This is a genomic window from Frigoribacterium sp. 2-23 (genome assembly GCF_049601585.1).
Taxonomy (GTDB): Bacteria; Actinomycetota; Actinomycetes; order Actinomycetales; family Microbacteriaceae; genus Frigoribacterium.
Genome location: NZ_CP187126.1, coordinates 14,102 through 28,178 on the forward strand (window position 1 = coordinate 14,102; position 14,077 = coordinate 28,178).

The following is a 14,077-nucleotide window of genomic DNA, read 5'->3' on the forward strand; positions in this document are numbered from 1 at the left end:
GTAGACTCGTGCCCATGACCGATGAACTGCGGCGGCCTCGGAGGCGACGCCGGCTCTCCTTCGTGAGTGTCCTGGGCGAGCTCCTCATCACAGCCGGCGCGCTCGTCCTGCTCTTCATCGGGTGGCAGCAGTGGTTCAACGATCTGGTCGTGGCGAACGAGTACAAGAACGATGCCGCTCAACTCAGCCAGCAGTTCGCCCAGTCCGCGTCTCCCGCACCCGACTCGACGGCGTCGCCGGCCGACCCGCCCGTGGGCGCCAAGCCCGCCGATGCCCAGACGTTCGCCAACTTCTACGTGCCCCGCTTCGGTGCCGACTACGCCGTTCCGATCGCGGGTGGCACGAGCACGGTCCGCACGCTCAACAAGATCGGCATCGGCCACTACGACACGACGCAGATGCCGGGCGAGGTCGGCAACTTCGGTCTCGCCGCACACCGCACGACCTACGGCGCCCCCTTCAACAAGATCGCCGATCTGCAGCAGGGCGACAAGCTCTACGTGCAGACGGCGGAGGGGTGGTACACGTACTCGTTCCGCAATCTGCAGTACGTCCAGGCCACCCAGGTGAGCGTCCTGCAGCCGGTGCCCGACGCACCCGACGTCTCGACCGCCTCCGGAGAAAGGCTGATCACGTTGACCAGCTGCAACCCGATGTTCACCGCACAAGAGCGCATCGTCGCGTACGGCGTCTTCGACTCGTGGTCGGCCGAGGTGCCGGCAGAGCTGGCCGCGGCCGGGATCGGAGTCTGATCGTGTACGGAGCGTTGTGGCGTAGTCTTCCAGGCCCTTGGTGGGTCAAGCTCTTCTTGGTGCTGATCCTCCTCGCCGTCGTCTTGTTCGCGCTGGTGGAGTGGGTGTTCCCCTTCGTCAACGAGATCATCCCCAGCCCCGATGTGACAGTGGAGCAGTAATGACTCGAGTTCTGGTCGTCGACAACTACGACAGCTTCGTCTACACCCTCAACGGTTACCTGCAGCAGCTGGGCGCCGAGACCGACGTCGTGCGCAACGACGCGTTCGCGGCGGCCGACGCCGCCGACCGCATCGCCGACTACGACGCGGTGCTGCTGTCTCCCGGTCCGGGCACCCCGGCCGCAGCGGGTGTCTCGATCGACGTCGTGCACGCCGCCATCGCCCTCGACAAGCCGCTGCTCGGCGTCTGCCTGGGGCATCAGGCCATCGCCGAGGCGCTCGGCGCGACGGTCACGCACGCCGACGAACTGATGCACGGCAAGACCTCGCAGGTCAGCCACGACGACAGTGCGTTCTACGACGGTGTCCCGCAGCCCTTCACCGCGACGCGATACCACTCGCTGGCGGTGGTCGACGAGACGGTGCCGTCCGACCTCGAGGTCACGTCACGGACGAACGGCGGCGTGATCATGGGCCTGCGCCACACCGGTGCGCCCGTGTACGGCGTGCAGTTCCACCCCGAGTCGGTGCTCACCGAGGGCGGGTACCTGATGATCGGCAACTGGCTCGGCGTGGCCGGTCTGTCGACGGCCGCCGACACGGCGAAGGGGCTCAGCCCCCTCGTGCGGTTCGCTTAGCCCGCGGCGCAGATGTTCAGCACGATGGTGCTGTGCTGCGGGACGTCGCCAGGCGGCACCGACTGACCCGAGACCGTGCCGCCGGAGCACCCCGTGTCGGGGCTCGGCGTCACCGTCAACCCGAGCTGGTCGCTCAGGACCGAGTTGGCCGCCGCGAACGACTGGCGGGTCATGTCGGGCACCTTCACCATGCCGTTCGAGACGACGAGGTTGACCGAGTCGCCCTTCGCCAGCGAGGCACCGGCGGCGGGATCGGACGAGATGACCGCGTCGGCGGGCACATCGGGTGAGTAATCGGTGTTCTGCTGCCCCTGGCTGAGACCCGCGGCGACGATGGACGCCCAGGCTTGTTCAGCGGGGATGCCGTCGACCGAGGGCATGCTGATGACCGGGGGTCCCGTGGACACGGTGACGCGGACGGGCTGGGTCTTGGGGATCGACGTACCCGGTGTCGGGTCGGTCGAGATCACCTGGTCTTTCGGTGTCTTCTCGTCGGCCACGTCGATTCGGATGGGCGTCAGCCCGAGTTGGTCGAGGGAATCGGCGGCGTTCTCGTAGGACGCGCCGACGATGTCGGGCACCTTGGCCGCCTGGGCGTTGTCGACCGCCGGTGGCTGCAGATTGGCGACCCAGAACACGACGGCCGCGATGACGATGCCGACGAGCACGATGCCGGCCCAGATCCATGCGACCGGCGGCCGGGTCTGGGTGCGGTGCGGTCGATCGTTGTCATCGGAGGAGAGCTCGCGCAGGGCGGCCTCGCTGCCGGCGGCGGTGTTGGGGTTGACCCCGAAGAGCGTCGAGTTGTAGTCGGCGACCGGGAGGCGGCGGACCGGTGCCCGACCGGAGGCTGCGGCCTCGAGGTCGGTGCGGAAGTCGGCGGCGCTCTGGAAACGCTCGAAGCGGTCTTTCGCGAGAGCGCGGAGGACGACGGCGTCGAGCGCGGGCGAGACGGCAGGGTTGATGGTGCTCGGAGGCACGGGGGCCTCGCTGACGTGCTGGTACGCCACGGCCACCGGGGAGTCGCCACGGAAGGGCGGACGACCCGTCAGAAGCTCGAACAGCAGGACGCCGGTCGAGTACAGGTCGGAGCGCGCGTCGACGGTCTCACCGCGAGCCTGTTCGGGGCTGAAGTACTGCGCGGTGCCGAGGATCGCCGTCGTCTGGGCCACCGTGGCGGAGGAGTCGGAGATGGCGCGGGCGATGCCGAAGTCCATCACCTTGACCTGGCCCGTGTGCGTGAGCATGACATTGCCCGGCTTGATGTCGCGGTGCACGACTCCGGCCCGGTGGCTGTACTCGAGCGCGGTGAGGATGCCCTCGGTGACCCGGACGGCCTCGGCAGGGTCGAGCGGACCCTCGCGCACGATGTCCTTGAGGAGGCGCCCGTCGACGTATTCCATGACGATGAACGGGACCTGCACGTCGAGACCTCGCGCGTCGCGCGCGGTCTCTTCGCCGGCGTCGAACACGCGCACGATCGTGGGGTGGGCCATGCGGGCCGCGGCCTGCGCCTCTTGGCGGAATCGCGTCCGGAACGCCGGGTCGGTGGCCAGGGCCGGCTTCATCAGCTTGATCGCGATCTTGCGACCGAGGCGGGCATCCGTGCCGACGTGGACGTCGGCCATGCCGCCGCGCCCGATGAGTTCGCCGATCTGATACCGGTTGGCGAGGAGGTGAATCCCCTCTCTCACGCCTTCAGCCACGCCAGATTCTCCCTACGACACCGCTCCCGGGTCGGAGACGGACAGGGCAAGTGTACTTGGCCGCACCACCCCAGTCCGGGTGTCGGCCTACCCCCTGAGGATGATTGTCAGGCGTTCGTGACCCCGGTCGGCTCGGGTGAGTCGACCGGGGTCACGGGCTTACTGCTTGGGCGTTCCGCTCGGGTTGGGCCCCTGGGTCGGCTCCGAGGGCGCGGTCACCGAGACGGTGACACCGGGCGAGGCGGCCGAGGGCAGGGCGCCGCAGTTGGCCGTGTAGGTGACGGTGAGGTTGCCGGGGGTGGTGGACTTCACGGTGACCGACGTCACGTTCGTGCCGAGGCCTCCGCCCGAGGCTCCGGCGGCGTCCGTGCCACCGGTGATCGTGTAGGAGTATCCGGTGAGCGAGTAGCCGGTGGGGCAGCTCGTGTAGCCGGTCCAGTTGATCTGCGCCGTGTCGGTGCCGTCGCCGGTGATCGACGACTTGCTGGCCGTCGGTGCACCCGGAGCCGTGGGTGTCGGCGTCGCCTGGTAGATGTAGATCGTGACGGTCTGACCCTTCTGGACCACACCCGTCGGGTCGAGCGACTGCACGGTGCCGACGGCGGCGTCGTTGGGTGCGGCCTGGCTGGCCGGCGCGGACTCCACGCGCAGACCCTCACCCTCGAGCTCGGCCTTCACGTCGGCTTCGCCGCGGCCGACGTAGTCGCTCGAGACGATCGTCACCGTGGTCGGCGTCGGTGTCTCGGAGGGCGTCGTGATCGACGGGCTCGGAGGAGTGCTCGTCGTGCTCGCCGACGTACTGGGCGCCGCCTGCGGCTCGTTCGACGTGACGGCGAAGACCACCGCGGCCACGATTCCGAGCACGACGAGGATCGCCAGGACGATCAGGGGCCAGAACCACGGGCTGCGCTTCTTGGGCTCCTCGTCGTCACGGAGGGCGTCGGGGTCGGCGCTACCAGCCGCGTAGCCGGCCGCTGCACCCGCTGCCACCGTGCCTCCGGGGCGAGTCGCCAGCGGATCGATGCGACGCGTGGCGGCGTCGTCCTGAGCCGAGAACAGCTGCGTCGCCGCGTCGGTCGACGCGTTCGCGGCCGCCCCGATGGCCGGGACCGCGACGGTCGCGGCGGCCACGTCGCCTCGGCGCAGGGCACGGGCGGCCTGGGCGAGGGCGGACGTCGAGGCCGGGCGGTCGGCGGGCTTCTTCGCGATGCAGGACATGACGAGGCGGCGGACCGGCTCCGAGACCGAGCTCGGCAGGTCGGGCGGCGTCTCGTTGATCTGCGCCATGGCGATCGCGACCTGCGACTCGCCCGTGAAGGGGCGGCGACCGGCCAGGGCCTCGTAGGCGACGATGCCGAGCGAGTAGATGTCGGTGCTGGGCGACGCGGGGTGGCCGCTCGCCTGCTCGGGCGACAGGTACTGGACCGTGCCCATCACCTGGCCCGTGGCCGTGAGGGGAACCTGGTCGGCGATGCGCGCGATGCCGAAGTCGGTGATCTTGACGCGGCCGTCGGGCGTGATCAGCAGGTTGCCCGGCTTGATGTCGCGGTGCACGAGGCCCGCGGCGTGTGCGGCCTGCAGAGCGGACGCCGTCTGCGCGACGATGTCGAGCACCTTGTCGGTCGGCAGGACGCGGTCGCGCTCGAGGATGGTCGAGAGCGCCTCGCCGGGCACGAGCTCCATGACGAGGTAGGCGCTGCCCTCTTCTTCGCCGTAGTCGAAGACGTTCGCGATGCCCTCGTGGTTCACCAGGGCCGCGTGACGCGCCTCGGCTCGGAACCGCTCGAGGAACCCGGGGTCGCCCAGGTACTCGTCTTTCAAGATCTTGATGGCGACCGTTCGCCCGATGACGAGGTCGGTGGCCTCCCAGACCTCGCCCATGCCGCCGATGGCGACTCGGGTCGACAGTTGGTAACGCCCACCGAAGGTGAGTCCGCCCGTAGGTCTCATTTGTTCAGCACCGCCTCTAGTACTTTCTTCGCGATCGGTGACGCGACACTGTTGCCGAATGCGGACTGTCCTTGCCCGCCCCCGTTCTCGACGACGACCGCGATGGCCACCTGGGGATCATTGGCCGGGGCGAACCCGGTGAACCACAACGTGTACGGCTCGCCCGTGCCGTTCTCCGCCGTGCCCGTCTTCCCTGCCACATCGACGCCGCTAATTCTTGCATTACTGGCAGCGCCGTTGGCGACGTCGTCCACCATCAGACCGGTCATGGTCGACGCGGTGGAGGAGCTGATGGGCTTGCTGAAGACCTTGCTCGAGAAGTCGCCGACCGGGCTCAGGTCGGGGTTCAGCACGCTGTCGATCAGCGTCGGGGTCATCTCGGTGCCGCCGTTCGCGATCGCACTCGAGACCATGGCCATCTGCAGCGGCGTGACGCGGTCGGAACCCTGGCCGAACGACTGCAGCATGAGCGTCGCCTTGTCGATGGGGACCTCTTTGCCGTCGCGGTCCTTCGTCGTCGTCGGGAACACGCTGGCGGTGGTCTTCTGCGGGATGTCGACGGTCTTGCCGAAGCCGAACTTCTCGGCCTGCTCGTTGAGGGCGTCCGTTCCGAGCGCCTCGCCCAGCTGGGCCATCGGGATGTTGCACGACAGGCGCAGCGCCGTCGCGATGCTGGCGGTCTCGCCGCCTCCGCAGGTGCCGCCCTCGGCGTTGTTGATGTTCGTGCTCGTGCCCGGCAGCGTCAGCGTCGACGGGTTGGGGAACGTGCTCTCGGGCGTGTAGTCGCCGCTCTCCAGTGCCGCAGCCGTCGTGATCAGCTTGAACGTCGAGCCGGGGGCGTACAGGTCGCCCTGGATCGCGCGGTTCTGCAACGGATCGGCGGGGTCGTTCGCGAGCGTCTTGTACGCGCTCAGCACGGCGTCGCGATCGTGGCTCGCGAGCTGGTTCGGGTCGTACGAGGGCTTCGAGACCATCGCGAGGATCTTGCCGGTCTTCGGGTCCATCGCGACGACCGAGCCCGACTGGTTGCCGAGGGCGTCCCAGGCGGCCTGCTGCACGGTCGGGTCGATCGTGAGGTTGACCGTCGCCCCCTCCGGGTCCTGACCCGTGAGGAGCGAGTTGACGTATTCGAAGAACTGCGACGGGGCCTTGCCGACCAGGTAGTCGTTCATGGCGTCCTCGACACCGCGCGAGCCCTGGCCGAGCGTGTAGTACCCCGTCACGGGGGCGTACAGGTCGGGCTGCGCGTAGGTGCGCTGGAACTTGTACTGGTCGTCGACCGGTGTCGACTCGGCCACGGCCTGGCCCGCGACGAGGATCGGTCCTCGCTGGGCGGAGTAGCTCGCGAGCAACGCCCGCTGATTGCGGCTGTCGGCGCGGAGTGCGTCGGCCTGGAACGCCGTGATGTACGTGCTCGACGCGAAGAGCGCGACGAACATGAGCAGGACGACCACGCTGACGCGCTTGAGGGACTTGTTCATCAGCCGACCACCAGCCTCGGTTGGTTGCGCACCGAATCGGACAATCGCAGCAGCAGGGCCACGATGATCCAGTTCGCCACGAGGGAGGACCCGCCGGCGGCCATGAAGGGCCCGGTGAGTCCGGTCAGGGGGATGACGCGCGTGACGCCGCCCATGACGACGAAGACCTGCAGCGCGACGACGAAGGAGAGTCCGACGCCGAGCATGCGCCCGAAGTCGTCCTGGCCCACGAAGCCGATGCGGAACCCGCGCGAGACGAGCAGCAGGTAGAGCGCGAGGATCGCGAAGATGCCGGCCAGGCCGAGCTCCTCACCGATCGACGCGAAGATGTAGTCGCTCTCGGCGAGGGGCGTCGTCTGCGGGCGACCCTGACCAAGACCCGTGCCGATCAGCCCGCCGTTCGCGAAACCGAACAGACCGGTCACGAGCTGGAAGGATCCGCCGGTCGCGTCGTACTCGCCCTGGTCGAACGGGTTCAGCCACGCCGAGAAGCGCCCCTGGACGTAGCCGAGGAAGGTGCTGGCCACCAGGGCGCCGGCGAGGAACATGCCGAGCCCGAGCACGATCCAGCTGCCGCGACCGGTGCCGACGTAGATCATGACGAGGAACAGCCCGAAGTAGAGCAGCGAGGTGCCGAGGTCGCGCTGGAAGATCAGTACGCCCATGGCGACGACCCAGACGATCAGGATCGGCCCGAGGTCTCGCGCCCGCGGGAACCTCATGCCGAGGATCTTCGGGCCCATCAACGACAGGTTGTCGCGAGCCGTGACGAGATAGCCCGCGAAGAAGATCGCCAGCGTGATCTTCGCGATCTCGCCCGGCTGGAACGAGAACGGCCCGATGTCGATCCAGACGCGCGCGTTGAGCCCGTCGCGTCCCACACCCGGGATGAGCGGCAGCAAGAGCAGCACGATCGACACGAACATCGCGATGTAGCGGTACTTCGAGAGCACCCGGTAATTGCGGATGATGAGCAGCACGGCCAGCGCGATCGCCATCGCCAGCACCGTCCAGGCGATCTGCTTGACGCCCAGGCCGTCCCAGCCGAGGCGGTTCTTCGCGAGGTCGATGCGATAGATCTCGGCGATGCCGATGCCGTTGAGGGTCAGGCCGATCGGCAGGACGAACGGATCCGCCTCGCGGGCGACGACCCGCAGCACGAGGTGGAAGATGAGGGCCATGCCGAGCACGGTCGACCCGGCCACGAGCACGCTCGGGTCGATGGTGCCGAGGGCACCGAGCTGCACCAGGACGACGGCACCGGCGCAGATGCCGCACGCGATGAACAGCATGAGCAGTTCGAGGTTGCGCAGTCGTGCAGGCTCACGCAGACGGATGGTGATCGCCTGCGTCAGGTTCTGGGGCTTCGCCGAGGAGGCGCGGGCCGGGTTCTTGGAGATCGCCTCGGTCTGTGCCTCCGAGGCGGCGTTGCTACTGGGTGCTGGCATCGGCCAGCCTCTCGACGATGGCGCGGGCCTCGGTCAGGCTGTTCGCGCTGATCGTGTCCTTCACGCTCTGCTGCGTGTAGTTCGGGAGGTCGTCGACGTCGATGGACGTGCCCTCGTAGACGCTCGACAGGGCGATCGGCCCGATGCTCTGCTGGACGCCCTTGTAGATGACGACGGTGCCGTTCTGTTCTCCGACGTAGTAGTGGTCTTGGGTCCACTGGTACGTGAGCACGAGACCGGCCACGAGGGCGCCGACCGCGACCACGAGTGCGACGAGCCAGGTGATGCGGCGACGGCGTCGGCGACGCTTGTCTTCGGCGATGAGCTCGGCGAGGTACTCGTCGGACTCGGGCTCGAAGTGGCTGTCCTCGGGGGTCGTCGCGACCTTCAACGGGTGCAGCAGGATGGTCGGCAGTCGCAGCGGGCGTCGACCGCTCGCGCCCTCGAACGTCAGCGGCGTCGCGGCGGATCCGACCGTGACCGGGGGCTCCACGGACGAGTCGCCCGACTCGTCGATGTCGACGATCACGACCGTGACGTTGTCGGGGGCACCGTGGTCGAGTGTCTCCTTGACGAGACGGCGTGCGGTCTCGTCGGCGTCGAGACCGGCGGCCAGGCCCTTCTTGACCCGCTCTTCGGCGAGGTAGCTGCTGAGCCCGTCCGAGCAGATCAGCCAGCGATCGCCGGGCTGCGTGCCGAGGATGGCCGTGTCGATCTCGGGGGCCGCGTCGACGTCGCCGAGCACGCGCATGAGCACGCTGCGTCGGGGGTGCACCGCGGCCTCTTCGGGCGTGATGCGGCCGCTGTCGACGAGACGCTGCACGAAGGTGTGGTCGGCCGTGATCTGGCTGAGCTCGCCCTCGCGATACAGGTAGATGCGCGAGTCGCCGATGTGCGCGATCGCCATGCTGTCGCCGACGCGCAACAGGGCGCTCACCGTCGTGCCCATGCCGGTCAGCTCTTGGTGCTCGAAGACCGTCTCGGCGAGGAGCTGGTTGGCGGCGATCAGCGACGACTGCAGTGCGAACTCGGCGTCGCCGGGCGACGTGTAGGCGCGATCGGTCTCGCGGATCCGCTGGATCGCGATCGCCGACGCGACGTCGCCACCGGCGTGACCGCCCATGCCGTCGGCCACGACGAAGAGCTGCGTGCCCGCGTATCCGCTGTCTTGGTTGTTCGAGCGGATCTTGCCCACATTGGACAGCGCGGCGCTCTTCACGTGAGTCGCCATGCCCTACCGCCGCAGCTCGAAGCTCGTCTGGCCGATCGTCACGGTGGTGTTGACGGGCACAGGGGTCGGAACGGTGACGCGTTCGCCGTCGAGGAACGTGCCGTTCGTGGAGTCGAGGTCCTGGATGACCCAGCGACCGTTCCACAGCATGAGGCGGGCATGGTGCGTCGACGTGTAGTCGTCGCGGATCACGAGGTTGCTCTCTTGGGAGCGCCCGATGGTGAGCGGCCCGTCGCCCAGGGGCATCTCGAGGCCGGCCTTGGCGCCCTTCGTGATGATCAGACGCGATGGCGTGCCGTCACCGGGTGGTGCGGAGGCCGCTGCGTTCGGCATGCTCGGTGCCCGCGGGGCGGCGGGCGCAGGAGGCGCGGGTGCGGTCGCCGCGGCCTGGCCGGCCCTCGCATCGGCCGGCATCTTGCGCGCCCGCTGCCCGAACAGGTCGGAGCGGAGCGCGTAGACGATGGCGAAGACGAACAGCCACAGCACGAGCAGGAACGCGAAGCGCAGGACGAGCAGGGTGAGGGCGCTGGTCATCGTCGCCCCCCGGAGTCGCCGAAGCCGTCGAAGGGATCGACGGACGCAGACTGGGGGAGCACGCGGAACACGATACGCGTACGACCGATCTCGATGACCGAATCCGGCAGCAGCGGCGCCTTCGAGAGCGGGTTGCCGTTGAGCTTCGTGCCGTTCGTCGAGCCGAGGTCGCGGACCTGGCCGCGCGTCCCGTCCCAGAGGATCTCGGCGTGCTGGCGGGAGGCGCCGGTGTCTTGGATGGTGATGTCGGCGTCGCTGCCGCGGCCGAGGATCGTGCGGGATCCCGTCAGGGTCACCCGCTTGCCGTCGACGTCGACGACCGGCTTCCACTGCACCTCGCCGCGGACGTTGCGCGACTCGACGTTCATGATGCCGATGCTGAGCGACTCGTCCTCGCGCAGGCGGATCCCGATCGGGCCGGCGAACTGGTAGCCCTGGGCCGTGGCGTGGCGCTGGGTCAGCTGGGTCAGCTCGTCGATCAGGGCGGAGCCGATGGCGGACATCTTCTCGTAGTCGGCCGGGGCGAGGCGGACGAGCAGCTCGTTCGGCACCAGGATGCGATCGCGGGACACCACGGCGGCCTTCGTGTCGAGCTCGCGACGCAGGGCGTTCGTGATCTCGAGAGGCTGCACACCCGAACGGAACGTCTTGGCGAATGCGCCGTTCACGGCGCGCTCCAGCCCGCGTTCGAAGTTGTCGAGCAGTCCCATGGGTCTCCAGGTTCGGGGTCTCTGGTCACGCGATCTTAGCCCGACGGGATGACGGAGGCTGACGAGTGCGTGAAAGGAGGCTCTGCGCATGCTAGTGTTTTCGAGTTCGCGCGAGTGGCGGAATTGGCAGACGCGCTGGCTTCAGGTGCCAGTGCTCGAAAGGGCGTGGGGGTTCAAGTCCCCCCTCGCGCACGAACGGAAAGACCCAACTTCGGTTGGGTCTTTTTCTTTGCCCCGGCGCTGCGCCACCGCGGCCTGCGGCCCGCGGCGCGCGGCGCGCTGCTCAGGCGAGCGGGTCGATGAGGTACGCGCCGTTGTTGCGCACGTTGTTGGCGTCGCGCGTCACCTCGTGCTGCACCAGGTCGTGCGCGATCTCGTGCGAGTCGCGCTCGAGCAACGCCAGCAGCTCGTCGGGTCCCAGGTGGTCGCCGAGCCAGTCGTCGAACGAGTCCGGCGTGAGGCAGGCGGGCATCCGGTCGTGCACCTCCCCGGGGGCGACGTGGGCGTCACGGGTGATGATCGCCATCGAGAGCACCCACCGGTCGGGGTCGTCCTCCTCCTTCGACGGGTCGGGCCACGCGCTCATCACGCCGGCCATCGCCAGGGCTCCGTCGGGCTCGTGGATGAAGTGCGGCTGCTTGCCCGAGTCGGTCACGGTCCACTCGTAGTACCCGAGGGCCGGCACGATGCAGCGGCGCGACGCGAACGGCCGACGGAACATGCCGCTCGTCGCCACGGACTCGATGCGGGCGTTGATCGGCTGTGGACGCTTCTTCAGGTCGGGGTACCACGACGGGGTCAACCCCCACCGCGCCTCCACCAGTTCTCGGCCGTCGTGGCGCTCGCGCACGACCGGCACGGCCGTCGTCGGCGCGACGTTGTAGTCGTCGCGCAACGGAGGTAGACCGTCGAGCAGGCTGGGGAGCAGATCGGACGTGGCCTTGGCAATGACATAGCGACCGCACATACGGCCAGTGTTCTCTTTGCCGCGACCGAGCGGTAGTGATTCACTGAGGCCGCGGGCGGTCGTGCGGCCTCCCGACGCAGAGATGGGGTGCTGACCATGACCGATCGACTCGAGGGCATGAACGGGTACGTCGTCGTCGGTGTCGTCCGGCGGACGGCTCCGGTCGTCCTGCGCGAGGCCGCGATCGTCGCCCGGCGGTTCGGCACGGGGCTCGCGGTCGTGAGCGTCGACCCCGATCGGCTCGCCTTCGCCGAGGGCATCGACGGTTCGGTCGTGTCGTACCCCGTCGATCTGCCCGGCGACGACGAGGAGCCGGAGTTCGACGACGAGCTCGCGACCCTCTCGCGGACCACCCTCGACCGGCACGGCGTTCCGTACCGCCTGATCGCCGTGATCGGCGACGCGGCCCAGAGTCTCGCGCGGATCGCCTCGTCCGTCGACGCCCCGATGATCGTCGTCGGCAGCCGCGAGGCGGGTCTCCGCGGCAGCGTCCGCGAGTTCTTCGCCGGCTCGGTCGCCGTGCACCTGACGCACCGGCAGAGCCGTCCCGTGCTCGTCGTCCCGCTCGAACCCGTCGGCCGCGGCGACGCGCTGCCATGGGACGACGAGTTGTGAGGCGCCGCGGTCGCTTCGCGATCTCGTCGGACGAGCTGGACCCGGGAGGCGCGCGCCCGGTCCACCTGACCCCCTCCTTGATCGCTCTGGTCGCGCTGGGCGGCGCCGTCGGCACGTCCCTGCGGCTGGCGGTCAGCCTGCTCGTCCCGGCGCGCGGGCCGTTCGACGTCGGCATCTTCGGCGTGAACGTGGTCGGCGCGTTCGCGCTCGGGCTGCTGCTCGAGCACCTCGCGCTCGGCGGATCCGACGTCGGGCGCCGTCGTCAGCTGCGTCTGCTCGTCGGGACGGGCGTGCTCGGCGGCTTCACGACGTACAGCACGCTGGCGACCTCGACGGCGACCCTGCTCGGCGGGGACCACCTGCTCTGGGCGCTGCTCTACGGGTTGATCACGGTCGTGACCGGCACGATCGCCTCCTACGCGGGCATCGCGCTGGCCCGCCGCCTGCGCCGCCCGAGCCGCGAGCGACCGGGAGCAGCATCGTGACGCCGGCGCTGTTCGTCGGGATCGCGCTCGCGGGCGGAGTCGGCGCGTCCCTCCGCTTCGTCGTCGACGGTGTCGTCACGGGGCGTCTGCATAACGTCTTCCCGTGGGGCACGAACATCATCAACGTCACGGGGTCCCTGCTGCTCGGCCTCGTGACCGGCCTCGCGCTCGGCGGCGTCGTGTCGCACGACTGGCAGCTCGTGCTCGGCACCGGCCTGCTCGGCGGCTACACGACGTTCAGCACGGCCAGTCTGCAGACCGTCCGACTGCTGCTCGACGGCGCGCGCGGTCCGGCGCTGCTGAACGGGCTCGGCATGCTCGTGCTGTGCGTCGCGGCATCCGGGCTCGGCCTCTGGCTCGGCACGCTGATCTGATCGCGGGGGCGACCGCTCCGGGTACTGTTCGCGTCATCATGACCGACACTCGCGCCTCCTCGTCCTCGTCCGTCCCCTCGATCGCCGTCACGGGCGCCACCGGCGCCGTCGGCGGTGTCGTCGCCCGCACGCTCGCGGCCGCCGGCCTGCCGCAGCGCCTCCTCGTGCGGGACGCGGGGAGGGCTCCCGAGCTCGCCGGCGCCTCCGTCGCGGTCACGACCTACGCCGACCGCGCCGCGTCGGTCGCCGCACTGCAGGGCGTCGACACCCTGCTGATGGTGTCGGCGGCGGAGGCGGTCGACCGGCTCGACCAGCATCGTGCGTTCGTCGACGCGGCCGTGGAGGCGGGGGTGCGGCACATCGTCTACACGTCCTTCCAGGGGGCGGCACCCGATGCGGTCTTCACGCTGGCCCGCGACCATTGGGCGACCGAGCGGCACATCGTCGAGTCGGGGCTGGAGCACACGTTCTTGCGCGACTCCTTCTATCTCGACGTCTTCCCGTTGTTCGCGGACGAGGAGGGCGTGATCCGCGGGCCGGCCGGCGACGGGCGCGTGGCCGCCGTCGCGCGCGAGGACGTCGCGGCGGTCGCGGCGATCGTGCTGCAGGCGCCGAGCGAGCACGCCGGGCGCACCTACACGCTGACCGGCTCGGAGGCCCTGTCGCTCGACGAGATCGCCGCGCGGCTCACGACCGTGCTGGGGCGGCCGTTCACGTTCGTCGACGAGACGCTCGACGAGGCCTACGCGTCGCGCGCCGCCTGGAACCCGGAGCCGTGGCAGGCCGACGCCTGGGTCAGCACGTACACGTCGATCGCGTCGGGCGAGGTCGCCCCGGTCACGTCGGACGTGCGCGAGCTGACCGGGCGCGCGCCGCTGACCGTGGAGACGCTGTTCGCGGTGCGGTGAGCTGCGACCGCTCGCCGCACCTCGTTCTGATCAACGAACCTCGCTGTAACAGGGTGCGTTGATCAGAACGAGGTGCGCAGCCGGGGAGGCGCGGGTCGGGCGAGCGCAGGAGGCACG

At 69.4% G+C, this 14,077-nt stretch carries 14 protein-coding genes and 1 tRNA gene; 7 read left to right on the forward strand and 8 right to left on the reverse strand.

Features of this window, described 5'->3' with window-relative positions:
* Positions 1 to 14 precede the first annotated feature (14 nt).
* Both ACPEEZ_RS00075 and ACPEEZ_RS00080 read left to right on the forward strand, forming a co-directional pair.
* On the forward strand, positions 15 to 752 hold the full coding sequence (locus ACPEEZ_RS00075) for a class E sortase (protein ID WP_423921084.1): 738 nt from the start codon (positions 15 to 17) through the stop codon (positions 750 to 752).
* 160 nt (positions 753 to 912) lie between these two features.
* Positions 913 to 1,551: an anthranilate synthase component II gene (locus tag ACPEEZ_RS00080; RefSeq protein ID WP_423921087.1), complete on the forward strand. Its 639-nt coding sequence runs from the start codon at positions 913 to 915 to the stop codon at positions 1,549 to 1,551.
* Here the strand turns inward: ACPEEZ_RS00080 and pknB are convergent.
* The 7 genes from pknB to ACPEEZ_RS00115 form a co-directional block, all read right to left on the reverse strand.
* The gene (pknB, locus tag ACPEEZ_RS00085; RefSeq protein ID WP_423921090.1) at positions 1,548 to 3,245 is read right to left on the reverse strand and encodes a Stk1 family PASTA domain-containing Ser/Thr kinase; all 1,698 of its coding nucleotides are present in this window, start codon (positions 3,243 to 3,245) and stop codon (positions 1,548 to 1,550) included. The two genes, ACPEEZ_RS00080 and pknB, sit on opposite strands and share 4 nt — an antisense overlap.
* 171 nt (positions 3,246 to 3,416) lie before the next feature.
* A complete protein-coding gene (locus ACPEEZ_RS00090) occupies positions 3,417 to 5,207 on the reverse strand; it encodes a protein kinase domain-containing protein (protein ID WP_423921093.1) in 1,791 nt (596 codons plus the stop codon).
* Entirely contained in the window at positions 5,204 to 6,688 is a 1,485-nt protein-coding gene (locus tag ACPEEZ_RS00095; protein WP_423921095.1) for a peptidoglycan D,D-transpeptidase FtsI family protein, read from the reverse strand. The genes ACPEEZ_RS00090 and ACPEEZ_RS00095 overlap by 4 nt, the downstream gene beginning before the upstream one ends.
* A complete protein-coding gene (locus ACPEEZ_RS00100; RefSeq protein WP_423921098.1) occupies positions 6,688 to 8,136 on the reverse strand; it encodes an FtsW/RodA/SpoVE family cell cycle protein in 1,449 nt (482 codons plus the stop codon). Before ACPEEZ_RS00100 ends, ACPEEZ_RS00095 begins: the two co-directional genes overlap by 1 nt.
* A complete protein-coding gene (locus tag ACPEEZ_RS00105; RefSeq protein ID WP_423921101.1) occupies positions 8,120 to 9,367 on the reverse strand; it encodes a PP2C family protein-serine/threonine phosphatase in 1,248 nt (415 codons plus the stop codon). Before ACPEEZ_RS00105 ends, ACPEEZ_RS00100 begins: the two co-directional genes overlap by 17 nt.
* A 3-nt stretch (positions 9,368 to 9,370) precedes the next feature.
* Positions 9,371 to 9,901 (reverse strand): FHA domain-containing protein FhaB/FipA, encoded by a 531-nt coding sequence (locus tag ACPEEZ_RS00110; RefSeq protein ID WP_423921105.1) that lies wholly within the window; start codon positions 9,899 to 9,901, stop codon positions 9,371 to 9,373.
* Positions 9,898 to 10,611, reverse strand: coding sequence for an FhaA domain-containing protein (locus tag ACPEEZ_RS00115; protein ID WP_423921108.1), 714 nt, complete (start codon positions 10,609 to 10,611; stop codon positions 9,898 to 9,900). Before ACPEEZ_RS00115 ends, ACPEEZ_RS00110 begins: the two co-directional genes overlap by 4 nt.
* A 108-nt stretch (positions 10,612 to 10,719) precedes the next feature.
* Here ACPEEZ_RS00115 and ACPEEZ_RS00120 point away from each other — a divergent pair.
* Positions 10,720 to 10,803 (forward strand) — tRNA-Leu (locus tag ACPEEZ_RS00120).
* Between the two features lie 91 nt (positions 10,804 to 10,894).
* Here the strand turns inward: ACPEEZ_RS00120 and ACPEEZ_RS00125 are convergent.
* On the reverse strand, positions 10,895 to 11,578 hold the full coding sequence (locus tag ACPEEZ_RS00125) for an SOS response-associated peptidase (RefSeq protein ID WP_423921111.1): 684 nt from the start codon (positions 11,576 to 11,578) through the stop codon (positions 10,895 to 10,897).
* A gap of 96 nt (positions 11,579 to 11,674) precedes the next feature.
* On the opposite strand from ACPEEZ_RS00125, the gene ACPEEZ_RS00130 reads away from it, so the two are divergent.
* The 4 genes from ACPEEZ_RS00130 to ACPEEZ_RS00145 are packed head-to-tail and all read left to right on the forward strand — an operon-like array spanning position 11,675 to position 13,960.
* On the forward strand, positions 11,675 to 12,193 hold the full coding sequence (locus tag ACPEEZ_RS00130; protein WP_423921114.1) for a universal stress protein: 519 nt from the start codon (positions 11,675 to 11,677) through the stop codon (positions 12,191 to 12,193).
* Positions 12,175 to 12,678: a fluoride efflux transporter FluC gene (locus tag ACPEEZ_RS00135; RefSeq protein WP_423921117.1), complete on the forward strand. Its 504-nt coding sequence runs from the start codon at positions 12,175 to 12,177 to the stop codon at positions 12,676 to 12,678. The genes ACPEEZ_RS00130 and ACPEEZ_RS00135 overlap by 19 nt, the downstream gene beginning before the upstream one ends.
* Positions 12,675 to 13,052 (forward strand): fluoride efflux transporter CrcB, encoded by a 378-nt coding sequence (gene crcB, locus ACPEEZ_RS00140; protein WP_423921120.1) that lies wholly within the window; start codon positions 12,675 to 12,677, stop codon positions 13,050 to 13,052. Before ACPEEZ_RS00135 ends, crcB begins: the two co-directional genes overlap by 4 nt.
* A 38-nt stretch (positions 13,053 to 13,090) precedes the next feature.
* Positions 13,091 to 13,960: an SDR family oxidoreductase gene (locus ACPEEZ_RS00145; protein ID WP_423921123.1), complete on the forward strand. Its 870-nt coding sequence runs from the start codon at positions 13,091 to 13,093 to the stop codon at positions 13,958 to 13,960.
* Positions 13,961 to 14,077 lie beyond the last annotated feature (117 nt).

What these genes read in the sequence shown, in the direction of transcription:
- ACPEEZ_RS00075 (WP_423921084.1), top strand. Translation starts at nt 15, where the DNA reads ATGACCGATGAACTGCGGCGGCCTCGGAGGCGACGCCGGCTCTCCTTC.
- ACPEEZ_RS00080 (WP_423921087.1), top strand. Translation starts at nt 913, where the DNA reads ATGACTCGAGTTCTGGTCGTCGACAACTACGACAGCTTCGTCTACACC.
- ACPEEZ_RS00090 (WP_423921093.1), bottom strand. Translation starts at nt 5,207, where the DNA reads ATGAGACCTACGGGCGGACTCACCTTCGGTGGGCGTTACCAACTGTCG.
- ACPEEZ_RS00095 (WP_423921095.1), bottom strand. Translation starts at nt 6,688, where the DNA reads ATGAACAAGTCCCTCAAGCGCGTCAGCGTGGTCGTCCTGCTCATGTTC.
- ACPEEZ_RS00100 (WP_423921098.1), bottom strand. Translation starts at nt 8,136, where the DNA reads ATGCCAGCACCCAGTAGCAACGCCGCCTCGGAGGCACAGACCGAGGCG.
- ACPEEZ_RS00105 (WP_423921101.1), bottom strand. Translation starts at nt 9,367, where the DNA reads ATGGCGACTCACGTGAAGAGCGCCGCGCTGTCCAATGTGGGCAAGATC.
- ACPEEZ_RS00110 (WP_423921105.1), bottom strand. Translation starts at nt 9,901, where the DNA reads ATGACCAGCGCCCTCACCCTGCTCGTCCTGCGCTTCGCGTTCCTGCTC.
- ACPEEZ_RS00115 (WP_423921108.1), bottom strand. Translation starts at nt 10,611, where the DNA reads ATGGGACTGCTCGACAACTTCGAACGCGGGCTGGAGCGCGCCGTGAAC.
- ACPEEZ_RS00125 (WP_423921111.1), bottom strand. Translation starts at nt 11,578, where the DNA reads ATGTGCGGTCGCTATGTCATTGCCAAGGCCACGTCCGATCTGCTCCCC.
- ACPEEZ_RS00130 (WP_423921114.1), top strand. Translation starts at nt 11,675, where the DNA reads ATGACCGATCGACTCGAGGGCATGAACGGGTACGTCGTCGTCGGTGTC.
- ACPEEZ_RS00135 (WP_423921117.1), top strand. Translation starts at nt 12,175, where the DNA reads ATGGGACGACGAGTTGTGAGGCGCCGCGGTCGCTTCGCGATCTCGTCG.
- ACPEEZ_RS00145 (WP_423921123.1), top strand. Translation starts at nt 13,091, where the DNA reads ATGACCGACACTCGCGCCTCCTCGTCCTCGTCCGTCCCCTCGATCGCC.